Origin of the sequence: Pseudomonas matsuisoli (assembly GCF_014647635.1) — a bacterium.
GTDB lineage: Bacteria > Pseudomonadota > Gammaproteobacteria > Pseudomonadales > Pseudomonadaceae > Pseudomonas_P > Pseudomonas_P matsuisoli.
Window position 1 is genome coordinate 509,442 of record NZ_BMPO01000003.1, and the last position, 24,352, is coordinate 533,793.

Consider the following 24,352-nt stretch of genomic DNA (forward strand, 5'->3'; position numbering starts at 1 on the left):
CGTTTTTCATTGGGCACGCAGCCCTTCTCCTCTGACGGCCCTTTCGCCTGTGGGCGGCACCTCAAGCCTTTTTCTGGAAGGGAAAAAAGCGCTGCGCGCGTAGTTCGTGTTCGATTTGCTCCAGGCTCTTACCCTGGGTTTCCGGCACGTAGCGCCAGATGAAAAACACCGCGAGCGCTGAAATGGCGGCATAAAGCCAAAACGTCTGGGAAACGCCCAAGGCCGCCACTAGGCTCAAGGTGCACAAGGTCACGAGCAAATCGAAGAACCAGTGACTGAACGCTCCCAGGCTCGCCCCCTTGCCACGTACGAATAGCGGATAGACCTCGGAGTTGATGAGCCAGATACACACGCCAAACCCGCCGCAGTTCAATACCAGGTAGGCCGCCAGGCAAAGCACAACCAACCATTGTTCAGTGGGCCCGCTGGGTCCATCGCCCAGCAAGAGATAGCCCATGACGGCCAGTGCGACGACCGATCCGGGGATCATCGCCAGCAGATAGCGTCGCCGGCCAATACGGTCCACCAGGTAGCTACCGTAAAGCGTCATCAAGACAACAAGTATCGTGCTGCTGCCGGTAGCCAGTACAGCGACCTGCTCAGTAAAGCCGGATTGCACGAGAATGGTCGGCGCGTAGTAGATCATCGCGTTAACACCGGTGATCTGCGAAAACATGGAAATGGCCCCGCCGACGACTATTGCCGGGCGTACCCAAGACTGAGCCAGATCGCGCCAGGAGCCCTCGTGCTGCTGACTGACCGTCTTGATTTCCGCAAGCTCCCTGTGGGCCCAGTCTGTGTCGCCCCGCACCCGCTCCAAGACAGCCAGTGCATCGGCCTCCCGCTCTTGCACGAGCAACCACCGGGGGCTTTCCGGCAGGATCAACATCCCGATCAATAGCACCATGGCCGGCACCACCCCAAGCCCGAACATCCAGCGCCATTCCTCACCGAGAACGAATCCAGTGAAATACGCGACGGTGATTCCCGTCATCACCATGACTTGAAAGAGCACCACCAGCTTGCCGCGGTGCTGAGGCGGCGCGACTTCAGCGATATACACCGGAATGATCTGCGTGGCGCTGCCAGCGGAAAGGCCGAGCAAAAAGCGGGAGCCAATCAGGAAGCCAACACTCGGGGCCATCGCGCACAGGATGGAGCCGACTGCGAACACCAGACCGACCCCGATGATCGTCCGCCGCCGCCCGAGATGGTCGGAAAGCGGGCCTGTCAGCAGGCAACCGAACAATGCACCAAAGATGATGGCGCCGGTCACCAGCTGCTTGGTCGTGTCGTCCATCGCGAACTGACGGCCGAGCCCTAACAGGGCGACGCCCATGATGCCGGTGTCGTAGCCGAACAGCAGGCCGCCCAGCGCAGCGATTAGAGCGATCCACGCAGCCAGGCTTTTACGAGTGGGTGCAACTGTCGTAGCGGAACGAGATACAGACTCCATAACATGTCCTGATTGTTATTGGTTAGACATACGGATAAGTCCGGGCGGACTCGAAGCCAACCTAAAGGGGACACGTCTGGTTACAAGTGAGTTCACTGAAATGGCCGGAATAGACGAGGCCGATAGTCATTGTTGCAAATAGGCGAACGACGAAGGGGACACCGTCACCGGCCTGCGGCATAAACCGCAGGCCGGTCCGCTGAAGGGCGGATTAACCGTTTCGTAGCTTGATCCGCCACTTGCGTCGCAGCACCGTTCGCGCGCGTTACTCGTGGCGGTCTCTTTGGTCGACGCTGCGTTAGAGCAAGCCCCACGACCAGCAAAACGCCAGGAGCACGAGCGAGAAGCCCCACATCCAGAAGAGCGAGTAGCGGATATGGCGCCCGAGATCGAGGTTGGCAAGTCCCAGAGCCAGCCACAATGCTGGCGAAAACGGGCTGATGAATGTGCCGATGATGTTGCCTACCATCAACGCGTACACGACGCTCGCAGGATCGACGCCATGGGTACCGGCGACCTCGAGCACGATGGGCATCAGCCCGAAGTAATACGCATCCGTGCTGAGCAGCAACTCCATCGGCAGACCGAATACGCCAAGGATAATATGCAGCAGCGGAATGGACGCCTCCGGCAGGACGGTGACCAGATCCTGGGCGATGGACGTGAGCATCTTCGTGCCAGCGAGCACGCCCAGCATCGTGCCCGCGGCCAAGATAATCATGCCCATGTTGAGCGCTGCGCCTGCGTGCGCCGTAACGCGGCTCATCTGCTGCTTGCCACCGGGATAGTTCACGATCAGCACAATGCACAGCGCGATCATGAAGATATAGCCGGCGGGCAGTGCGCCGCTGAACAGCGATACCAGCACGGCAAGAAACAGTAGGCCGTTGAACCACATCAGGCCCGGTCGCTGTAGCGCGCGGGCCTCCTCGCTCAACTCCTCGATGCCCGCCTTCACTGATTGACTCGCTTCGGCGGTGGGTGTGTTCGTTCCGCTATCGATACGGCGGCGCTCACGCAGACCGAGCACGATTGCCAGAAGGATGAGCAGCGCTGCGCCTACCACCTGGACGGGAATCAACCCGCGCCAGAGTTCGGTGAGATCGATCCCGGTCACCGCGGACGCACGCCCCAGCGGCCCGGCCCAGGGCAGCATGTTGAAGATACCCGCCCCCATCGCCAGCAGCAGCAACATCAGGTACGGGCTCATCCGCAACTCGCGATAAAGCGGCAGAAGAGCAGGCACGGTGAGCAGGAAGGTAGTAGCGCCCGCGCCGTCAAGATGCGCCAGCATGCCGATGATCGCGGTAGCGACCGCCACGGCCACGACGTTACCCCGGGTCACCCGCACCATTGTGTTGATCAGCGGACGGAACAGGCCGGTGTCTTGCAGGACACCGAAGAAAATGATCGCGAAGATGAACATCACAGCGATCGGCATGACCTTGCCGATGCCTTCGTTGAAAAACGTTGTCAGTTCAGCGGGACCGAATCCTGCGAATAACGCGCCGATCAACGGGACAGAGATGAGGGGGATTACCGGGGAAGTGCGGCCAACAATTAAAAGCAGAACCAGCGCGCCCATTGTTAATAGGCCAATCAGCGTAAGCAAAAGGAGATCTCCAGGCTTGTTTTTATATCGATCACACGAAGGGGCGGACCTTAACCTTCCACAGGATTTCGAGAAATTAGGAAAGTGCTACCGAATGTTGGAGGAGAACCGCTCTAGGACGGACTTTCCAGCGAAAGCGTGAAGAGAATCGGCCTACCGATTGAGCAGGCAGCGGTAGCGGTAGCGGTAGTGGAGCGAATGGCGGGACACCGACATGTCCGCGCGGTGGACAGAGAATTTCCCTCGGCGATTCCACCCTACCGTTCGCGGTAGCAGGTGAGGTGAGTTGTTACGAGCATGGCTCGCTCCCACACCCGCGAACGTTGGCGGTTATAAGACGTAAAGGGGGAATGAGCTGCGCAGTAGCGTGATCCGCCATTGTCCTGGACCGGGGCTCGGTCCGCCCCACGCAGTTCCGCAGTCGCGGGCAGGACTGATCTCAGCCCGGCCCGTTCCCACGACGGGGAACACAAAACGGTGGCCAGGGCATCTGTCGAAGCGTGTACAGGGCTTGCTCGTTACCGAGCCGCCCTGCAGGAGCGCTCAGCGGCCAGCGTCCGCCTCGCTGTCCGGATCAGGCTGTACATCGTTCTCGGGTCGAGGTTGCTCACCCTGCTCATTCAGTTTCTTGAGCGATTCGGGCACCTGTTGCGCCTTTTCTTGCTTGCGGTCGCCATCGACCTCGTTGGATTGGCTTTCTCGCGTCATGACCTTTCTCCTCGTTCATCACGGTAATCGTTAGGCAACGCAGGATGGCCAGGGTGCCGCAGCGTCAGTCGTCCGCGCGAACCACCACGAGGGGAAATCCGATTCGAGAGGCCATCTGCTCGATGAAATCCGGCGTGAATCCGGCATGGCCCCAGCCATTGAAGATGAATCCCAGATCGGAAAACCCGCAGGGCTGTAAAAAAAGGAAGTTGTTCACCTCGTCTTCGAAACCACACTCCGGGCACTCGAAATGGTCGGTGTCACCCGCCATCCACTCGTCCAGATTCTCGAAGAACGGTTCGCCGACCTCTTGCCGGCATTCAGGGCAACCGGCTTCCTCTCTGAAATTCGTCGTCGGGGTGTAGATACACCGACGCGTAACGATTTCCAGACCATTCACCGCCTCATCGAATGGTAGGCGCTCTGGCGCCTGAGCGAACGTTCGCGCGCCGGGCCCTATCGCATACGCCATCCGGGTACCGATGGCGCCACAGGTGGATGGCACACCGTTCACCACGTCGTTTCGCACGAGCCAAGCGAGTACGCGTTGAGCGACCGCTTCAGATGCAGGCACACGGGAGAGACGTGGAACCAATATGGATCGGGCATTCATGGCGGCAGGCTCAAAGCAGTCTTATTGAAAGCCTGCATTATCGCTGAGACCCCATCCCTGGGGTAATGGCCGACAAGCGCTTTCGCCCAAATGGTCGGCAACGCCGCTCTGCTTGCTCATCCACGCGACGACCGGCCGATCACTGACGCAATGCGTGCACTCGATGACGCCTCTGGATAAATGGGAATGCGCTGAACAAGCGCACGCTCGGCGACAGATGTGGACGATCCATCCGTATGGTTCATCGCCGAACCCTACGGCCGATCCTGCCCCATGCACCTATCCGCAAGGAGTGCTGCCTATGAAAACCGCAGGCGAATTGATTAGCCGCAAAAAGCAACAGGACGTCTATACCATCGCGCCCGAGGCCACCGTACTCGATGCCTTGCGCCTGATGGCGGACAAGAATGTTGGCGCCCTACCCGTGCTGAAAGACAACGAATTGGTCGGCATCGTCAGTGAGCGCGATTACGCCCGCAAGATGGTGCTGAAGGGGCGATCCTCCTATGCCACGCCTGTTAGCGACATCATGACGGCTGCCGTGGTCATCGTGCTACCGCAGCAAAGTCTCGACGAGTGCATGGCGCTGATGACCGAACGCCATTTACGCCACCTTCCGGTGATAGGGAGAGGTCGATTGATCGGGTTGTTATCGATAGGGGACTTGGTCAAGGAAATGGTCGCGGAACAAGCCGAAACGATCCTGCACTTGGAGCAGTACATACGTGGGGAGTAACGCGTGACCGTCGAGCGACATGATGGCGGAAGGCAGTGAGAGTCGAACTCACCCAGGAACGGCTGCCGTCCCCAACCGGGTTTGAAGCCCGGCCGCACCACCGGGTGCGATTGCCTTCCGTTGAAGGGCGCCTTCACAGGCATGCACGGTATGGCACGCCGTTAACGAAGCGCTGCGAAGGCTAACACGTCTTGTGAGGGAGTTACCTCATCATGGGCAAAAACCGAACGTCTCATGGGCACGACCTACACCCTGTGGTCGATCGAATGGCCTGGCACTCACGCGCCCGGTGGGCAACCCTGGTCCCGGTCTACACGCATATCGCTGCGTAGAGCACTGCATATTTCCCTAAGGCCATCCCTGAGCCCTTCCTCGAGGGTTGGATGATAGAACGGCATGTCGAGCAGCGTGCGGGCGGTTTCTCCGCGCATCAACGCCAAGGCCAGTAGATGGGCAATGTGGTCCATCCCAGGGCCGATGAGCGACGCGCCGGTAAGCTTGCCAGTGTCGGCCTCCGCGTAGAACCGCACCACGCCTTCCGCCTTGTTTTCCATTCGTGCACGGCCCTGTTCACGGTAGTCCGACGTGCCGATGGCGCTGTCTTCGTCAGGTGCAGTCCCAAGGACTGCCACAGGAGGATCGGTGAAGATCAGGGAGAACGAAGGGGTCCGTTCGGTGGGTTCGACTGCAGGATAGCCAGCAGCGTTACGCCCGGCGATAGCCCCCTCGTCCGAAGCCTCGTGCAAGATGGGGCGGTCGTGATCGGCATCGCCCGCGATGAAGATGGATGACGCACCGCATCGCTGAGTATGCGGGTCGTAGACTGGCGTGCCATGGTCATCCAGCTCGATACCGGTGGTTTCAAGCCCAAGCCCTTTTAAGCGAGGCGGCCGGCCCGTCGCGACCAAAACGTAGTCGAAGCGGCGCTCCCCCGCCTCAGTTCCGGACCAGGACACGACGACCTCTTCACCGTCGCGATAGGCATCGACCTCAACATCGAGGTGCAACGCCATATCGCGGGCAATGATGCGTTTGAGCGCTGCCTGTACGTGCTCATCCTTGACAGCGCCCAACGAATCGTCCTGCGCAAACAGCGCAACGTCGACGCCCAGCCGCGCCATGGCCTGAGCGAGTTCGACCCCCACGGGCCCACTGCCGATCACCGCCAGCGACTTGGGTAAATCCGGCAGTTCGAAAATCGTCTCGTTGGTCAGGGCGAGATCGCCTAGCGTGTCGAAGGGTTCGGGAATGGCGGGATAAGAACCGGTGGCGATGACAATGGCCTTGGCTGTCACCGTCCTGCCATCGCTCAGTGCCAGCCGATCCGGGCCGGTGAAGCAGGCGGTAGCGGTTAGCGCGACGCCTTCAGGTAAATCATCGAACCCTTTCTTGGTCGCCGAAACGAAATGGTCGCGTTCGCGTTGGACGCGCTCCATCACAGCTCGCCCATCGACCTGTACATCGCCTACCCCGATACCGAATGTGGCGGCACCTTTAACCGCCGTAAGCGCTTCACCCGCGACGATCAACAACTTGGACGGCATGCACCCCACCGAAGCGCAGGTGGTACCCGCCCACTGGTCGTCGATCAGCAACGTTTTCGCGCCTTGCCGCCTTGCCGCACGTTCCGCAGCGAGGCCAGCGGTTCCAGCGCCGATTACGGCGACATCACAGTGCAAGTCGGGTTGGGCGTTACTGCGTTCTTTACTCATCAAATCACCTGGGTCGGATCGGATCACTCGTTTTTTTCGAGCCTATGTCATACCGACCCGCCGTGCGCCGCCTGGGTTGCACGATCGGCTTGTTACAAAAGCAAAAGCGATCGTCCATGAGCTGAACGCATTCCGATGAGCTCCTACAGGGACCGAATACCGCCAGCCAATGCACTGTCCTGCCGAACCTTGCGCTCGTTACCGAAGCGCCGGGTCAAGCCTATGCGGTCAAAATACTCAAGGATCTGAATGCTGCGTTTGCGGCCAATGCCGAGTGCGGTGCGAAACGCCGCGGCGCGAATGATCCCCTCCTCCCGCTCGAGACGCAGCACCACCGACGCCAATTCCTCGACCGTCGCCTCGGGGTAGAACAGATCCCGCACGACCTGATGCAACTGGCCAAGACGAGCGAGCTTACGCAATAGGTGCCGCGTGAGGGCTTCGTCGGCACCCAGCGTTTGCGCCACATTGCGCACCCAGGGCGGATCGAAATGACCGACCAGCAACAGCGGCATTACCTCGGTTTTCAGGCGCTCCTCCTCCCCCGTGAGCCTCACCTGGTGATCGGGAAGGTGCAACCAGGGTCCGCTGGCCTGGACGTCACCGCTGGCGATCAGCGTTTCAAGCAACGCGGTGAAAACCGGTCGCTCCAATGTCGGCGCGGCAAAGCGGCGCAAGCGATCGCGGTCCGGCCCAAGCTCATCGGGTTGTTCGTCATGAAAAACGCGAAGCCTTGCGAGCAAATGCGCATGCCAGGCCGCCCAGCGGGATCGGGCGAACAGTCGTTTGCCTTGACGGGCAGTGATTTCCACAACCGAGTCCGGCAGCGCCCAATCCACTGCAGGACGATTGAACTGGCGTTCAAGACGCCGTGGTTCCACCCCGCCGTCACTGTGCGCCAGCAGTGCCGGCAACGACGCCTCGAAACCGCCCTCAGCCAGCGCCTGCAATTGCAGACGGCGAGGCTCGGCGCGACGATGGCGCGCGGGCGCGAAAGGATCGAGTACCGCACCGCCACCCAGGGTGCGCTGCGCGGACTGATCACGCAGCACGACCCGGTCGCCATGAACGGCATGCACGGGCGCATTGAGCACAAGTTGCGCGAACGCTCGCTCGCCCGGCTGCAACACCTCGCCTTCCAGCAGCGCCACGCGCGCGGTGACATCCTGCGCGCCGAGATGAACGTGCACCGGCGTCCAATGCTTGAACGGCGTTTTCTCACTCGCGAGCAGGTGTAAATCGATATCGACGCGGTTCGTGGGTGCATGCAGCCAGTCGGCCTGCAGCCAATCCCCTCGATGGATCTGTTCCACGTTCAGCCGCTCGCCACTCAAATTGAGCGCGACGCGCTGCCCCGCCGACGCATGCTGCGCCTCACGGTTCTGGGCATGCAGCCCACGGACACGTACCGGGCGCCCGGTATTTCCGAGCACTAACTGATCGCCCACCGCCACGCGCCCAGAGAAGGCAGTCCCGGTGACCACGACGCCCGCGCCGGCAACGCTGAACGCGCGGTCCACGGCCAGGCGAAAGCCGTTGGCGGGTTGCTCATGGGCGAAGGTCTTTTCCGCGTCTATCAGCGCCCCGCGCAGCGCGTCGATACCTTCATTCGAAACGCTGGAGACAGGGAAAATGGGCGCGCCGGCGAATGCGCCGCTATCGAGCAGGCCCGCGATCTCGCGACGGACCTCGTCGAGGCGGACGGACTCGACCCTGTCGCATTTGGTCACGGCAACGATCGCGCGCTCGATGCCCAGCAGTTCGACAATCGCCAAATGCTCGCGCGTCTGCGGCATCACACCGTCGTCCGCCGCGATGACCAGCAACACCAGGTCAATTCCACTGGCGCCAGCGAGCATGTTGTGCACGAAACGCTCGTGACCAGGGACGTCGATGAATCCGGTCAACGGCCCGTCTGCTATCAGGGGTGCGTAGACATAGCCGAGATCGATGGTCATACCGCGCTCGCGCTCTTCCCGGCGGCGATCGCCTTCCACGCCCGTAAGTGCCCGCAACAGCGACGTCTTGCCGTGATCGATGTGCCCAGCCGTTCCGACGATCATGGCGCCAGCGCGCCGACACTCAGCGTCGCAAGCCCCGCGAGGAAGGCGGGCTCGTCGTCGAGCTGGCGCAGATCCAGCCACAGCGCGTCGTCGTCAATGCGACCGATCACCGGGGTATCCAGACAGCGCAATGCTTCTTCAAGTTGGCGCAGCGCACGCCCCCGCCAGCGCCGGGAGACCTCGGGCCGCATGCACAATGCGGCGCTCGGCAGGCGGGCCACCGGCTGGGTCCCGCTGCCGATCATCCCCAGCGCTGGCAGCGCGTCGACTCGCCAGTGTTCGCCAAGCTGCTCTGCCATCAAGGGCGCGATACGCTGTGCCTGCGCCAGGATGTCCACTTGCGGCCGGGATAACAGGCGCAGGCTCGTAAGGCGCTCGCCCAGTCGGTCTGGATCGCGATACAAACTCAAGGTCGCTTCCAGAGCCGCCAGCGTCACCTTGTCGACACGCAACGCGCGCTTGAGCGGGTTCTTCTTGATCCGCGCAATCAGGTCTTTATGCCCGACAATGATGCCCGCCTGCGGTCCACCTAAAAGCTTGTCGCCACTGAAGGTCACGATATCGGCGCCATCGCGTAGCGCGTCCTGTACGGTTGGCTCTTTCGGCAAGCCCCAACGCGTCAAATCCACCAAACTGCCACTGCCCAGGTCTTCCAATAGCGGTAGCGCGTGGGCGTCGGCAATACGCGCCAGCTCAGCCGTTGGCACGCTGGCGGTGAACCCCTGCACGCTGTAATTGCTGGTGTGCACGCGCATCAGCAAGCCGCTACGCGGGCCGATGACGGCCTCGTAGTCCTTCGCGTGGGTCCGATTGGTGGTGCCGACCTCGACCAGCTTTACACCCGCGCGGGCCATGATGTCTGGGATACGAAAAGCGCCACCGATCTCGATAAGCTCGCCGCGGGAAATGATGCCTTCCTTGCGCGCGCCCAGGCTGTTCAGCGCCAGCAGCACGGCGGCGGCATTGTTGTTCACCACCGTTACGGCTTCGGCGCCCGTCAGCTCGCGGATAAGCCCCGTGATGAGGTCATCGCGGTCGCCGCGCTTGCCGGTTGCCAGATCGAACTCGAGGTTGAGCGGATGGCGTGCAGCGAGCGTCATGGCACCGATGGCTTCCTCGGCCAGCAAGGCGCGTCCCAAATTGGTGTGCAGCACAGTGCCGGTCAGATTGAACACTCGGCGAACACGACTGCGGTGCTGCGCGGCCAGTCGTTCACCGGCCCGGCCCAACAGCACGGGTTCCGCGAGTTCAGCGTGGGTGAGCTCACCCTGCTGCGCCGGGCCGCGAAGTTCGTCCAGCAGGCCGCGTAGGGTTTCCAGCGTTGCCACCCGGCCATAGCGCTGGAGAAATGGCTCGCAGGCGGCATGGCGTAACAGATGATCGATGGACGGCAGATGTGCAGCGGTCATGCGCCGAGACTCGGCAGCGTGATCGGATGGCATGGGTGGTCTCCGGCAGTGGGGCCTTTAATGGATTGTGGTGGTTGTATTTTTAAGCATCGGTTCCGTCGCGGGATCTAGCGCTATCGCGCGCATGGCGCGCTCCCACAACACACCTCTATCGCGTGGGAGCGCGCCATGCGCGCGATGGTTCGATGCCTCTCATTCCATCGCCAGGTTCAACCATCTCCCGTGGCGAGCATGAGGTTCGGCGTCTGGCGCTGAAAGCCCTCCTCGTCCATCCGCATATCCAGCGCAAGGCTGGAAAGGTCCGCCGAAAGCGCCTCGGCATTCCCGTCAGCATCCAGATAGACGAGTTTGAGATAGCTCGTACAGGTCGGACAGGCCTCAGCACGGATTGGCGCCCGGTCAGCGGCGTACTTGTCGTTCTCGAACGAGAAATACTTCAGCCCTTCGCTTGAATCGCAATGAATGCATTTGACGCGCACGAGATGCCATTCACAGGCACAGAGCGAGCACACGAGATAACGCAAGCCGTTGTATTTTCCCTTGTGGCGAATCACACCTGCCATGGCTGGGGAGCCACAGCAAGGGCAATGCTGATGGCTGCCGATGTCCTTGATCGCGCCTTCAGGCAATTGCACGCGCCAATAACTGAACGCGACCTGAAGACCCGCACCCAGAAACGGCACCAGCGCTGCGGGAATGCTCCTGTATTGCCCCGACAACAGCATGAGGGCCCATGCGCGCCGGTCATCCACGGATGCGTCGGACAGCGCCCGAATCGCATCGGCAACGGTGCCAGGCTCAACCTCACTGCGTAGTCGCTCTAACAATGCATCGAGGAAGACCAGCCAACCGTCTTCGCGGAGCAGCATGTCCGTCGACAACGGCGGCAGACCATGTTCGATGCTTTGTTCGATACGGTGTGCGTCCAGCGAAAGATTTGCAGGCGGCTGGTCGAGTACCTGTTGCTGGGCATCGCACAAACGCGCCACGAAGCGCAGGTAGTCACCAAGGGGATGATCGTCAGCCAGATACCGAAGCCGTTCGGCCCGCAAGGCGAACAGCCGCTCCGGCGGTAGATGCAGATAAGGAAGCGACGTCGCCGAGACGGCGATCTGCTCCGGTTCGAGGACTTGGGCAGACAAGGCTGAGCTCCTGGTTTCTTGTAGGGTGGATGGCCGAAGCCATCCACCGGTGTGATCGAATGGTGGATAACGCTGCGCGGTTATCCACCCTACGGCGTATTCAAGGGATCACCGTGCCCTGTGAGGTCGCTCGCGAATGCGGTAATTGAGCCACCAGCGTCGTAGGGCGGGTTACACCCGCCCTACAGCGTCCTCACCCTGTAGGAGGCTGCCGGGCCGCGATCGGCTTGCTGGCGATCGCTTTGCGTACCAGATCGCCAGCAAGCTGGCTCCTACAGAAAACAAAGGTATCTGTGCGTGGCGCTACGGTTTCCGCTCCTCCTTACGCATCACTTCGTCGTACCACAGTTCGTGATGCTTCTTCGCCCAGGCGCGGCTAACCCAGCCGCTCATCATTGCGCCCACCGAGCCTTTGATCCAGATCGCGGCGTAGACGTGCACGATGATGGCGGTCACGAGAACGAACGCTGCCGCGGCATGGAACAACGACGCTAGACGAATTATGTCTATGCCAAAGAAGTGACTGAAATAAGCGCGCCACATGATTACGCCCGTGACAGCCAGCACCAGCATGCTGACGATCAGGGCCCAGAATAGAAGCTTCTGTCCTGGGTTGTATTTGCCGATCGGCGGCACGCCCTCCTCTTCGTTCTTCATCACCTTGCCGATGTTCTTCAGCCAGATGCGGTCGTTCTTGATAAACAGGTTGTAGCGCCAGAACCGGATCACCAGCCAAAGGAACATCGCGAACATTCCTACCCCGAGAAAGGGGTGAAGAATGCGCGTCCACGGCCCGCCGCCGAACAGATTGGTCAGCCAGAACAGCGCTGGATGAAACAGCGCGAGTCCCGAAAGCGCGGCAAGCACGAACAGGATCGAGACCACCCAGTGGTTGGTCCGCTCGTTGGCGTTGTAACGGAGGATTTGCTTTTTCATGGTTATCCCCTGCCGTCAGGTTGCTTCGGATCGAAGGTCTGCACGCTCGGGTCGACCGTATGCACGGCCGGCTCACTTAACGCGGAGGTGGACGTAGCCCCGGGCGAGTGCGCTTCTGCCTCTTTCCTCTCGTCTTCCTCCTCCACCCGCTGCGGGCCGATACGCACGTAATGGAAGAAGCCGGCCAGCACCGCCGCGCCCATCGCCAACAGGCTGAGCGGTTTGGTGATGCCCTTCCAAAGGCTAACCATCGGGCTGATGACCGGCGCGTCTGGCAAGCCGTCATACAGTGATGGCTTGTCCGCATGGTGCAGCACGTACATGACATGCGTACCACCAACGCCATCTGGGTCGTACAGGCCGGCGTTTTCGTAGCCACGCGACTTCAGATCGACAATGCGTTCGTCAGCGTGCACCTTCATCTCTTCCTTGGTGCCAAACACGATCGCACCCGTCGGGCAGGTCTTCACGCACGCCGGCTCCAACCCCACGGCCACGCGATCGGAGCAAAGCGTGCATTTGTACGCTTTGTGGTCCTTCTGCGAGATGCGCGGGATATCGAACGGGCAACCAGTGATGCAGTAGCCGCACCCGATGCAATGCTCCTGATGGAAGTCCACGATCCCGTTGGCATGCTGCACGATCGCACCCGGGCTCGGGCACGCCTTGAGGCAGCCCGGCTCGGCGCAATGCATGCAGCCATCCTTGCGGATCAGCCATTCGAGGTCGCCGTCGTCCTTTTCATGCTCGGTGAAACGCATCAGCGTCCATGAGTCGGCGGTCAGGTCCATCGGCGCCTCGTAGACACCGTGGTTGTGGCCCACCTCGTCGCGGATGTCATTCCATTCAGAACACGCGACCTGGCACGCCTTGCAACCGATGCACTTGGAAACGTCGATGAGCTTGGCCACCGCATCCATGTCACGGATCGAAGGCGGTGTCGTGGTCGTCGCGGAGCGGGCGATGATGTCGAGAGTAGCCATCTACACTTTCTCCAGGTTGACCAGGAAGCACTTCGACTCGGGCGTCTGCGAATTGCCGTCGCCGATGAAGGGCACCAGGGTATTGGCGATGTAGCCGTTACGCGCCAAACCGACGAAGCCCCAATGAATGGGGACGCCAATCTGGTGGACCGTCTGGCCATTCACCTGCAGCGGGCGAATACGCTTGGTCACGACCGCCACGGCCTCGATATGCCCACGCTTGTTCGCCAATCGCACTCGATCGCCCGCGGCAATGCCTTTCTCCTTCGCCAACACTTCGCCAATCTCGACGAACTGCTCGGGCTGAACGATGGCGTTGAGGCGGCAGTGTTTGCTCCAGTAGTGGAAGTGCTCGGTCAGCCGATAACTCGTCGCGGCGTACGGATACTCCTTGTGGTCTGCCAGGGTTTCCCACACCGAATCGAACACGCGGCCAGCCGGATTGCTGATGACCTGCTTGTTGTTCGGATGGAACGGGTTGATGCCGATCGGCGTCTCGAACGGTTCGTAGTGCTCCGGAAACGGGCCCTCGTTGAGCTTGTCGAGCGAGAAGAACCGCGCCACACCCTCTGGGTTCATGATGAAGGGGTTCATACCCGCTTCCGGTGGTACGTCTGGGCGATAGTCGGGAATGTCAGTGCCACTCCAGGCTTTGCCCGTCCACCAAATGCAGCGTTTGTCGCCCGCCCACGGTTTGCCCTGTGGATCGGCAGAGGCACGGTTATAAAGAATCCGCCGGTTCATCGGCCAGGCCCAGGCCCAGCCAAGGTTCTGCTTCATGTTGTACGGGTCGGAGTTGTCGCGGCGCGCCATCAGGTTACCCTGATCGGTCCAACTGCCGCAGAAGATCCAGCAGCCTGAGGCAGTCGATCCGTCGTCCTTGAGGTTGGCGAAACCGCCTAACTGCTGACCAGCCTTGACTCCCGGCCCTCCGGTGCCCGTGGTGTCGGGAATGTCCCGTACCGCGTAGCCGTTGAGTTCCTTGGCCAGCTCCTCTGCCGAAGGTACGACGCCTTTGTAGGGCCAGGCCAGGTTGACGATCGGATCGGGGAATGCTCCACCCTCCTCGCGATACATGTTGCGTAATCGCAGGAACAACTCGGACATGATCTCGATATCGGATTTCGCTTGATGCGGCGGCTCCGCCCCCTTCCAATGCCACTGCAACCAACGGCTACTGTTGACGAGCGAGCCGTCCTCTTCAGCGAAACAGGACGTGGGCAGACGGATGACCTCGGTCTGAATGTCCGCGGGATCGACATCGTTATAAGGCCCGACATTGCGCCAGAACTCGGACGTCTCGGTGACCAGCGGGTCCATGATCACCAGCCATTTGAGCTTGGTCATGGCCTTGAGCACGCGATTCTTGTCCGGCAGTGCGGCGATCGGATTGAAGCCTTGGCAGAAGTAGCCATTGACCTCGCCTCGCCCCATCCGGTCGAACATGCGCAGCACGTCGTAGCCAGGCACGTCGAGCTTGGGTAGGTAGTCGTAGCAGTAGCCGTTTTCAGCGGTCGCCGCTTCGCCGTACCACGCCTTCATCAAACTGACGTGGAATTTCCCGTAGTTCTGCCAGTAGGACATCTGCCCCGGCCGCAGCGGCTTCAGCGTACGTTTGGCGATGTAATCGTCGAAGTTTTGCTCAGGATCCGTCGCCAGCGTCATGTAGCCAGGCAACAGATTGGACAGCAGCCCCAGGTCCGTGAGGCCCTGGATGTTGGAGTGCCCGCGCAGTGCGTTGACGCCACCTCCTGGCATGCCGACGTTACCCAGCAGCATCTGCACCATGGCGGCCGAGCGAATCATCTGCGCGCCTACCGAATGCTGTGTCCAGCCGAGCGCATAGAGGATCGTCATCGTCTTGCCCGGTACCGAGCACGTGGCGATCTCTTCCCAGACTTTCATCATGCGATCGTGCGGCATTCCGCAGACTTGGCTGACGAGTTCTGCCGTGTAGCGGCTGTAGTGCTGCTTCATCAATTGGAAGACGCAGCGAGGGTGCTGCAGCGTCGGGTCGACCACCGCAAAGCCGTCTTCGCCGATCTCGTAGTTCCAGGAGGATTTATCGCTGTAGGTCCGTTTCTCGGCGTTGTAGCCGGTGAAAAGGCCATCGTCGAAATCGAAATCCTCGCGCACGACGAAGGAGACGTCGGTGTAGTTACGGACGTATTCGTGCTGGATCTTGTCTTCGGTCAGCAGGTAATTGATCAGCCCGCCCATGAACGCAATGTCACTGCCGATGCGGATCGGCGCGTAATAATCCGCGACCGACGCAGTACGCGTGAAACGTGGATCAACCACGATCAAGCGCGCCTTGTTGTGCGCTTTCGCTTCGGTCACCCATTTGAAGCCGCACGGATGCGCTTCTGCAGCGTTGCCGCCCATTACCAGAACCAGGTTCGCGTTGGCGATATCGGTCCAGGTGTTGGTCATGGCTCCACGGCCAAACGTCGGGGCAAGACTTGCCACCGTCGGGCCATGTCAGACACGTGCCTGGTTATCGAATCCCAAGAGTCCCAGGTTGCGAACGACTTTGTGCGTGATGTAGCCAGTTTCGTTGGACGAGGCCGACGCAGCCAGGAAGCCAATGGTCAGCAGACGGTTAACGGTCTCGCCTTTCTCGTTTTCGGCGATGAAGTTGGCGTCGCGATCATCCTTTACCAGGCGCGCGATGCGGTCCATCGCGTCATCCCAGGAAATACGGGTCCACTCGTTGGAGCCAGGCTTGCGTACCTCGGGATACTTAAGGCGATTCGGGCTATGAATGAAGTCGAGAAGGCCCGCGCCTTTCGGGCAGAGCGTGCCGCGATTGACCGGATGGTCCGCGTCGCCTTCGATGTGGATGATGTTCTGCGCGACGTTCTTACCTTCGTCGCCCATGCTGTACATGATCAGCCCACAACCTACGGAGCAATAAGGGCAGGTGTTGCGGGTTTCTTTCGTATGGGTGAGCTTGAAATGGCGGACCTGCTCGGCAAAAGCCGGCGTAGGTGCCATCCCGAGCGCGGCAAGGCTCGAGCCTCCAAGGCCGATTCCGGCGACCTTGAAGAACTGGCGACGGTTCATGTCCATCGGGCACTCCTGATCAATTGCGGATACCGGTACGTTGCCGGTTATCTCGCATTGCGAATCACGGTTTGTCGCGAGTCACACCGACCTCGCTTCGGTTGGGACAATAATTCCCTCGAAAAGTGTAGCCCTATATAAAGAAAGGGTACTGACGCGGATCAATAACGTTTGTTTCTTCAGCTTTCGTACAGGATGGCGCCCGTCTATCATCGGCCCATGCGCAAAGACCCTTTCGAACGCCTCGGCCTAGACCGAGAAATCCTCACCGTCAGCCAGCTCAACAATCGTGCGCGTCTGTTGCTGGAGGACGTCTTCCCGTCCACCTGGGTCGAAGGCGAAATCTCGAATCTGGCCCGCCCAGCGTCTGGCCACATCTATTTCACGCTCAAGGATCAGCAGGCACAGGTCAAATGCGCCTTGTTCCGTCAGAACGCGTTGCGCGTCCGCCAAAGCCTGAAGGACGGCATGGCGGTGAAGGTGCGCGGCAAGGTCTCGCTGTTCGAAGGGCGCGGTGATTACCAGCTCATCCTCGATACGGTGGAGCCCGCAGGCGACGGTGCGTTACGTGCGGCGTTCGAAGCGCTGAAGACCAAGCTCGACGCCGAAGGCTTGTTCTCCGCCGAGCGCAAAAGCCTCCTGCCCACGCATCCTCGTCGAATCGGCATCGTCAGTTCGCCAACCGGCGCCGTCATTCGCGACATCATCAGTGTCTTCCGGCGCCGCGCGCCCCAGGTCGAACTCACGCTCGTTCCCACCGCTGTGCAGGGACGAGACGCCACCGGACAGATCGTTCGGGCGCTGAAAGTGGCCGATGCCCAAGGCTTCGATGCACTCATCCTGGCGCGCGGCGGTGGATCGCTGGAGGATCTCTGGTGCTTCAACGAAGAAGTCGTGGCGCGGGCCATCGATGCCTGCGTCACCCCGATTGTAAGCGCCGTTGGGCATGAGACGGACGTATCCATCGCCGACTTCGTGGCTGACGTACGTGCGCCGACGCCGTCCGCCGCGGCGGAGCTGCTTGCGCCACACAGCGCCGATCTTGCGCAACGGCTAGACGGCCTGGAACGCCGGCTGATCCTGTTCATGCGCCAGCGGCTGCAGCGCGATGCCCTTCGCCTCGAAGGCTTCAAACGCCGCCTTCGCCATCCCGGCGAGCGGTTGCTACAGCAATCCCAGCGAGTCGATGACCTGGAGCAACGTCTCGTTCGTGCCATCGATCGCCGACTCTACGAGCGGCACGAACGCCTGGCTCGACTGGATACGCGGCTGGGCGCCCAGCATCCTGGTCGCACGCTATCGCTCTATCGCCAACGACTGGAACACCTGCAACAGCGTCTGCCGCGCGTCATGCAAGACGCGCTTAAATCGCGCAGCCAGCAACTCCTTGGCCTGGTCCAGACTCTCAATGTGGTCAGCCCGCTCGCGACCCTGGGTCGTGGTTACAGCATCCTGCTCGACGAAAAGGGCCGCGCCGTACGCGCTGCATCGCAAACGCAACCTGGTCAGCGCCTGCGGGCGAAGCTGGGTGACGGGGAGCTCGATGTCCGGGTGGAAGACAATCACCTGACGCCGACGACCCTGTCTTTACTGGACTAGACGACTCCGATGACCGAGCTCGACCAACCCATCCCGCGCGTGGACGACCCCGACTGGACGCACGTCAGCCAGATCCCCGTGGTGGAGTGCGAAGAACCCCTCTGCACTCTGCGCCTCGCCCCGGCGTTACGGGTGTACCCCGCCTATCTTCACCTGGGCATTCCCGATGCCGTCACCGACTGCCATGTCAGGACGGGCGTTTTCGAACGCCTGCTCGAGGCCAGCGCGCTACTCCCAGACGGGCATGTACTGGTCATTCTCGACGGTTGGCGACCGCTGAGCGTGCAGCAGCATTTGTATCGCACGCTGGAATCGACGATTTCCCAGCATCATCCATTGGCAGACCCGGACACCTTGGAGCGGCTCACGCGGCAATTCGTGGCACCGCCGTCGGCCAACCCTCAGGCGCCGAGCCCTCATCTGACCGGGGGCGCCGTCGACGTGACGCTTTGCGATGCGCAAGGTCGGCTACTGGACATGGGCTCGCGCTTCGACGAAGTCGGACCACGCTCTTTTACAGCACATTACGAGCTGTCGGAAGCAACGTCCGAATCCGAGCTGCGCGCACGCCACAATCGCCGCACACTGCACCGCGCCATGACCGCTGCGGGTTTCAGCAACCTGCCCAGCGAGTGGTGGCATTACGATTTCGGTAATCAATTGTGGGCGTGGCACACCGGACGACCCAGCGCGTGTTACGGCCCGACTGAGTTGCCGCGGCTGGAGGGCCAGTGGCACCAACAATTGGCCGAACGCTTCGGCATTTCTCCCCATTCGAACTAATTGACGCGAGCTCCCATGTTACGCCCGGTACTGATTTGCCTTGCCCTGTTGACGGCCCTTCCCGCCCACGCGGAAGGCTTCATTACACGATTGCTGAACAAGCCGGTCCCAGGTGGCGTTGCGGTGATCGACCTTGGAAATCCCCCGCAGGCGCCTCGCGCGACCTATCTGGGTAAGCCGGTACTGGTCGTGCGTGAAGACGATGCACGCTGGATCGCCATCGTCGGCATTCCGCTGACGACCAAACCCGGCACCCAGAAAATTCGTACGGAACGGGACAGCGGGCCTGTTGAGTTGCCGTTCAGCGTCAACTCGCGCGTCTATCGCGAACAGCGCATCACGCTAAAGAACAAGGAACAGGTCAGCCCGAGCCCGACCAACCTCAAACGCATCGAGCGTGAACTCGCCGAGCAAACCAAGGCCTACGACCAGTTCAGCCCGCGTCAGCCAAGCAATCTGTTATTCGATCTGCCGGTGAATGGTCCGCTTTCGTCACCATTCGGGTTGCGGCGCTTCTTCAATGGTGAAGAGCGCAACCCGCACTCGGGGCTGGATTTCGCGGTCGGCGCCGGCACGCCTATCAAGGCACCAGCCGCGGGCAAGGTGATCCTGGTCGGAGACTATTTCTTCAACGGTCAAACGGTGTTCGTCGACCATGGCCAAGGGCTGATCAGCATGTTCTGCCATATGTCGAAGATCGACGTGAAGGTCGGAGACGAGATGCCGCGCGGCGGCGTTGTCGGCCGCGTTGGCGCCACGGGCCGCGCGACGGGTCCGCATATGCATTGGAATGTCAGCCTGAACGGAGTCCGGGTCGATCCTTCGATCTTCATTGGGAAGTATCAGCCATAGAGGCTAGCAGCGCTCAATCCAAGCGCCGAACTTTCTTCTCGGATGCTAGGCATACAAGCTCTGGCTTCAGGCCTAGGCTTGTATGCAAGATGAACAACCGCCCAGTCAATTCGCGGCATTAAGCCCCTGCTCACCCTCTGGCTCGAATCTCGTCCTGATTTGCGCGGCAATGTCCTTGGAGACATCGCGTGCACCACTTAACGTGAAGTGATTGCTATCAAACAACATGGGCTCGTTTGCCGAAGAAAAACGAGTGCATTCGGTTGTTGGGCATGAGATGTCGTATGTCGAGATATAGAGCTGATCTGGAATACTCTTGCGCATCAACTCGTCCAGAGATTTACGTTTGACATCGTTGTATAGCGCTGCGGACTTTTTCTCTCGAGACTCACGAGCGAGCACAGAAGGAAAAGCAGTGCTGTACTCGACGCTGGGGCCGAGAACAATTACATCTCTGTCGAGGCTTTTCACGTAGTCGACGGTCTCAAGGACGCTATCGAGAGGAATGTCCGATCGCCAACGTGCAGAAATAATCACACCATCTATTTCACTGCTGGGAAGATATTCCCTCAACACGTAATCGATCACTTCTACGCAATAGCGCGACCCGCTCGTATTCAATACCGGCAAGCAACCTGATGCAGCTATCTCCATCAGATTGACGTTTTCGCCCAGCGCCTCCTGCAACCCTTGGCGAAGGTGAGCGGCATGACTGTCACCTAGAAGGACATAGTTCTTTTTATCCTGGCTACTGGTCAGGCAACGACTGATCTTTTCCATTGAGGGATGCTCGGTGTCTGAAGCGAAAAAACAAACACCGACCGAAAACTGTACTTTGTGATCAGCCATATCCTTGTAGTTGTAGTATTCCGAAAGCCTGAGCTCCTCCTCTGAAAAGAGCCCTTTGCTTCCCATATAGGGTGTCGCAGCGCATAGAGCACCAACCAACAGAATAGAAGCAGTAGACGCGAAAGCGGCTCGCGTCGGGTGCATTACCTTGAGTTTTGACCTGAATGGAATTTCGATCAGGTGCCGGCTGGCGATTGCCAATGCAAAGCTAAGGCTGATGACGATCAGTGCTTTCGAAAGCACTGAATAGTCGGTGACCATGTTTAGATAGACCACGACAGGCCAATGCCAGAGGTATAGGCAGTAGGAGATAAGCCCGACGTAGACAAGCGGCCTTACGGAGAGTAACCGCCCGGAAACCGAATCGCGGCCAGCCAGGATAATTAACGCTGCCCCAAGGCACGGATAGATGGCGTTGTAACCGGGAAATGCTTTACCCGCATCAAGGTAGATGTAAGCGAACGCAATTAAGGAAAGTCCCAGTAAACCCAGACCTGTTCGCACGTGTTTGGCACCCAGGTAACGACTGGATTCGATGCTGGATAAGGCGATCAGCGCCCCTATGCCAAGTTCCCAGGCTCGAAATGGCAACAGATAGAAGGTGGCCTTGGGTTTATAAATAACGCCGACCACACTGAGTGCGAAGGACCCTACGACCATCAATCCAACCAGCAAAAGCAGTTTACTTCTAAAGAAGCGGTACGCAACCAGCAGCACGATTGGAAATATTATATAGAACTGTTCTTCGACACCCAGTGACCATGTATGCAACAGTGGAGCCAACTCCGCGGCGCCATCGAAATAGCCGGAGGTTGTCCAGAAGAAAATATTTGATGAGAAGAGCACAGAACTGAGAGCACTTTTGGCCAACTCATGGCGCTCGACTGGCAGTAAGAATATGTAGCCCAACAACAATGTCGCCAAAATAACGATATAGAGAGGCGGTAGAATCCTAAGCGATCGCCTCTTGTAGAAGTCCAAGAAGTTAAATTTTCCCGACTTCATTTCTTCACTGATGATCTTCGTAATAAGATAACCCGATATAACGAAGAAAACATCCACGCCAGCGAATCCACCGGAAAACCCTGAGATGCCTGCATGAAAAGCTAACACTGGGAGTACGGCTAGCGCACGCAACCCATCAATTTCCGGCCTATATTTCATAGTCATCCTAACCTAGCGTCATCTTTTTCAAATGGGTAAACCAGACACTGATTCCATGGCCAACAATGCGATCTTTAAAAGCGCTGTATATGTCGGCAAAGTCCTATACAACTGGCTTTTTCAGAAAACAAAAGCCTCTCCAGGGTCAAGATGACTACCCCTGGGAGCGGTTAGGTCTCGAAAGGAAGATGGAGCGCCGAATCGATGAACACGGTTTCGACGAAAAGGAAGAGCAACACCGGGATTGACATGACGCATGACAGCTACTCCTTTAGCGCAACCAGTCCTTTCCGTGAACCGAATCAGTCAACAGTGGGAAAGTAACAGGCGCGCCTTTGAAAAAGAAGAACCTGTAGCAGCGCTTTGGGAAAAAAGTTTTGAAAGTGCTTTTTTGTACGTGCCTGAACCCTGCAATGACGAATGATCGTGTTGAACACCTTCCGCCTGCACACAAAGAGGGCTCTATGCGACCGACGGTGATCCTTTCGACCACACGCGGCTTGAAATTGCCGATGGGCCAGAGGATAACGGGCGAGTCTGAACCACAGCCGAAAGCACCCTATGGATAGCCCAACGACACCTCATCTGACACCCTCCAATCGTCGCGATCTCGGTTTGGCCGATCTCTCGTTCACGACGATCGCAGTCGCCTTCGTCGCGGCGGTTCCGGTTGCGGGGGCGCTTTGGTGGTGGGGCACGTACCCGTTCATGCAGGCATTTTTTGGTTCCAGCCTCTTGGTACTGAGCCTGGCGCTCGCTGCAGCGATTCAGCTCTACCGCGCCAGCCGACAATCAGTGCATATCGTGCCGCCCATGATTTGCGCGGGCGTTGCGGTGCCGCTGGCCGTTGCCCTGGCGTTTGGCGTCACGACCTACACCCCACCGAGCTCGCCTTACGGCGCACTTGCCAGCGCGGCGGCTTTTGGCCCCGCGCCAAACTTGTTGCCCGCGGGCCGCGACTGGTACGAAGACAGCCCGGTCATGGCCTACGAATCGACTTGCGTCGCCAGCCATAGCGGTCAAGGGGCGACTGGGGCTCAACGCGTAAGCCTGACGACAACGGTGTCCGGTTGTAGCGCCCGCGCCATCGACGCCGGCGGACGCGTGGATTCAGGCATTCGCCATTAACCACGGCCAACGCCCGCCCCGAACGCTGGCAGATAGCAATACTCAGGCACGCTCAGATCCTGTAACGGATTCGCGCCTCTTGCTTTGGTAAGGTACGCCCCCTCGCTTCGCGCACACCCGCCGAGCGAGCGCCTTATGACCTGAGAACGCGCCATGACCGCACTGTACCAATCGAGCATCGACTGGCTCGAACGCTACCCCGAACTTCATACCCTCACGACGCTTGCACTGCTCATCCTCGCCGCTTGGCTGGCGAACTGGGTGGTCAAGCATATTCTTGTCCGCGCGCTGCTCAAGGCCCTGAGCGCAACCACGCTGGGCAAGGACAAGCTGCTCAAGGATGTGCACATCATCCGGCGTCTTGCGAACGTGGTGCCCGCATTGATCTTGAGCGCGGGTATTCGGTGGATCCCTGGGCTGCCGGACGCCCTTGTCGAAATCGTGAGGAATGTCTGCGGTGCGTTCGTGATCCTGACGGTCGCGCTTGCCATCGGTAACGCCCTTACCCTGGTCAACCTGCTCTACCAACGGCGCGTCGATGCCCACCTACGGCCCATCAAAGGCTACGTGCAGGTAGTCAAGATCATCGTCTATGCGATCGCGACGATCCTGATCATCGCCACGCTGATCGATCGTTCACCGCTCATCCTGCTGTCGGGCCTAGGTGCGATGGCGGCCGTGCTGATGTTGATCTTTCAGGACACGCTTTTGTCGCTGGTGGCCAGCGTACAAATTTCGTCCAACGATATCGTGCGGGTCGGCGATTGGGTGGAAATGCCGCAATTGAACGCGGACGGTGATGTGATCGATATCGCCCTACATACCGTCAAGATTCAAAACTGGGACAAGACCATCACCACCATCCCGACGAAACGCTTCATCACCGATCCCTTTAAGAATTGGCGCGGCATGCAGGAGTCCGGAGGACGGCGGATAAAACGCACGCTGCTACTCGATCAGCAAAGCGTGCATTTCCTCGATGCCGAAGAATGCCAACGCCTTCATCGTTTCAGCCTGCTAGACGACTATCTGACTGACAAGGCGAAAGAGCTGGATGACTGGAACCTGCGCCTGGAGGCGCGCGGAAAAGAGCCCGTGAACACCCGCCGGGTGACCAACATCGGTACTTTCCGGGCATATATCGAGCGCTATTTGCGCAGCCACCCGGGCATTCATCAGGGTATGACGCTCATGGTTCGTCAGCTCACCCCAACCGCCGATGGCCTACCGCTGGAAATCTATTGCTTCACCAATACGGTGGCATGGGCCGCATACGAGGGCACGCAGTCCGATATTTTCGACCACCTGCTGGCGATCCTGCCGGAATTTGGCTTAAGCGTGTTTCAACATCCAAGCGGCCTGGACATGCGCGCGTGGCAATCAGGGCAAGCCCTTCTCAACGTCCCGGCCAATGGTGCCAGCGCGCCATTCGCGCAGTCTGAATCTGCGGAAGAATTGGCGGCTAGATAACGGGAAAAAGGCGCAATATAAATTCGCGTTATGCCTATATAGGCAATAATTCACTAATTTATTGATCAAGC

Annotated in this window: 18 protein-coding genes and 1 tRNA gene; 6 read left to right on the top strand and 13 right to left on the bottom strand. The window is 59.6% G+C overall.

All coding sequences use genetic code 11. The features are described from left to right. Positions 1 to 61: 61 nt before the first annotated feature. From IEY47_RS08715 to IEY47_RS08730, 4 genes are all read right to left on the bottom strand, one after another. Positions 62 to 1,456 (bottom strand): sugar porter family MFS transporter, encoded by a 1,395-nt coding sequence (locus IEY47_RS08715; protein ID WP_188982808.1) that lies wholly within the window; start codon positions 1,454 to 1,456, stop codon positions 62 to 64. Positions 1,457 to 1,754: 298 nt separating this feature from the next. Then, on the bottom strand, positions 1,755 to 3,068 hold the full coding sequence (locus IEY47_RS08720) for a CitMHS family transporter (protein WP_188982809.1): 1,314 nt from the start codon (positions 3,066 to 3,068) through the stop codon (positions 1,755 to 1,757). A gap of 543 nt (positions 3,069 to 3,611) precedes the next feature. Further along, positions 3,612 to 3,776, bottom strand: coding sequence for a hypothetical protein (locus IEY47_RS08725; protein WP_188982810.1), 165 nt, complete (start codon positions 3,774 to 3,776; stop codon positions 3,612 to 3,614). Positions 3,777 to 3,840: 64 nt separating this feature from the next. Further along, positions 3,841 to 4,389, bottom strand: coding sequence for a sugar ABC transporter ATPase (locus IEY47_RS08730; RefSeq protein ID WP_188982811.1), 549 nt, complete (start codon positions 4,387 to 4,389; stop codon positions 3,841 to 3,843). Positions 4,390 to 4,690: 301 nt separating this feature from the next. Between IEY47_RS08730 and IEY47_RS08735 the strand changes: the two genes are divergently transcribed. Then, positions 4,691 to 5,125: a CBS domain-containing protein gene (locus IEY47_RS08735; protein ID WP_188982812.1), complete on the top strand. Its 435-nt coding sequence runs from the start codon at positions 4,691 to 4,693 to the stop codon at positions 5,123 to 5,125. 23 nt (positions 5,126 to 5,148) lie between these two features. On the opposite strand, the gene IEY47_RS08740 is transcribed toward IEY47_RS08735, so the two are convergent. From IEY47_RS08740 to fdnG, 8 genes are all read right to left on the bottom strand, one after another. Then, positions 5,149 to 5,244 (bottom strand) — tRNA-Sec (locus tag IEY47_RS08740). A 159-nt stretch (positions 5,245 to 5,403) separates the two neighbouring features. Continuing rightward, positions 5,404 to 6,837 (bottom strand): dihydrolipoyl dehydrogenase, encoded by a 1,434-nt coding sequence (locus IEY47_RS08745; protein ID WP_188982813.1) that lies wholly within the window; start codon positions 6,835 to 6,837, stop codon positions 5,404 to 5,406. 143 nt (positions 6,838 to 6,980) lie between these two features. Further along, on the bottom strand, positions 6,981 to 8,900 hold the full coding sequence (gene selB, locus IEY47_RS08750) for a selenocysteine-specific translation elongation factor (protein ID WP_188982814.1): 1,920 nt from the start codon (positions 8,898 to 8,900) through the stop codon (positions 6,981 to 6,983). Further along, entirely contained in the window at positions 8,897 to 10,309 is a 1,413-nt protein-coding gene (gene selA, locus IEY47_RS08755; protein ID WP_229779334.1) for an L-seryl-tRNA(Sec) selenium transferase, read from the bottom strand. Before selA ends, selB begins: the two co-directional genes overlap by 4 nt. A 209-nt stretch (positions 10,310 to 10,518) precedes the next feature. Beyond that, complete coding sequence (fdhE, locus tag IEY47_RS08760; RefSeq protein ID WP_188982816.1) at positions 10,519 to 11,451, bottom strand: formate dehydrogenase accessory protein FdhE; 933 nt, start codon at positions 11,449 to 11,451, stop codon at positions 10,519 to 10,521. Between the two features lie 303 nt (positions 11,452 to 11,754). Continuing rightward, positions 11,755 to 12,387, bottom strand: coding sequence for a formate dehydrogenase subunit gamma (locus IEY47_RS08765; RefSeq protein WP_188982817.1), 633 nt, complete (start codon positions 12,385 to 12,387; stop codon positions 11,755 to 11,757). Between the two features lie 2 nt (positions 12,388 to 12,389). Then, the gene (fdxH, locus tag IEY47_RS08770) at positions 12,390 to 13,370 is read right to left on the bottom strand and encodes a formate dehydrogenase subunit beta (protein ID WP_188982818.1); all 981 of its coding nucleotides are present in this window, start codon (positions 13,368 to 13,370) and stop codon (positions 12,390 to 12,392) included. After that, positions 13,371 to 16,442 carry a formate dehydrogenase-N subunit alpha gene (gene fdnG, locus IEY47_RS08775; protein ID WP_188982819.1) on the bottom strand — a complete coding sequence of 1,024 codons (3,072 nt, stop codon included), beginning with the start codon at positions 16,440 to 16,442 and terminating at the stop codon, positions 13,371 to 13,373. A gap of 213 nt (positions 16,443 to 16,655) precedes the next feature. Between fdnG and xseA the strand changes: the two genes are divergently transcribed. Genes xseA through IEY47_RS08790 form a run of 3 tightly spaced genes read left to right on the top strand, consistent with a single transcriptional unit; the run spans position 16,656 to position 19,670 of the window. Next, positions 16,656 to 18,035: an exodeoxyribonuclease VII large subunit gene (gene xseA / locus IEY47_RS08780; protein ID WP_188982820.1), complete on the top strand. Its 1,380-nt coding sequence runs from the start codon at positions 16,656 to 16,658 to the stop codon at positions 18,033 to 18,035. Positions 18,036 to 18,044: 9 nt separating this feature from the next. Next, complete coding sequence (locus IEY47_RS08785) at positions 18,045 to 18,818, top strand: M15 family metallopeptidase (protein ID WP_188982821.1); 774 nt, start codon at positions 18,045 to 18,047, stop codon at positions 18,816 to 18,818. A gap of 15 nt (positions 18,819 to 18,833) precedes the next feature. Then, positions 18,834 to 19,670 (top strand): peptidoglycan DD-metalloendopeptidase family protein, encoded by an 837-nt coding sequence (locus IEY47_RS08790; RefSeq protein ID WP_188982822.1) that lies wholly within the window; start codon positions 18,834 to 18,836, stop codon positions 19,668 to 19,670. A gap of 105 nt (positions 19,671 to 19,775) precedes the next feature. Here the strand turns inward: IEY47_RS08790 and IEY47_RS08795 are convergent, their stop codons facing one another. Then, positions 19,776 to 21,689 (bottom strand): acyltransferase family protein, encoded by a 1,914-nt coding sequence (locus tag IEY47_RS08795; RefSeq protein ID WP_188982823.1) that lies wholly within the window; start codon positions 21,687 to 21,689, stop codon positions 19,776 to 19,778. 555 nt (positions 21,690 to 22,244) lie between these two features. Here IEY47_RS08795 and IEY47_RS08800 point away from each other — a divergent pair. After that, positions 22,245 to 22,811, top strand: coding sequence for a hypothetical protein (locus IEY47_RS08800; protein ID WP_188982824.1), 567 nt, complete (start codon positions 22,245 to 22,247; stop codon positions 22,809 to 22,811). Between the two features lie 153 nt (positions 22,812 to 22,964). Then, on the top strand, positions 22,965 to 24,281 hold the full coding sequence (locus IEY47_RS08805) for a mechanosensitive ion channel family protein (protein WP_188982825.1): 1,317 nt from the start codon (positions 22,965 to 22,967) through the stop codon (positions 24,279 to 24,281). The last annotated feature ends 71 nt before the right edge of the window (positions 24,282 to 24,352 follow it).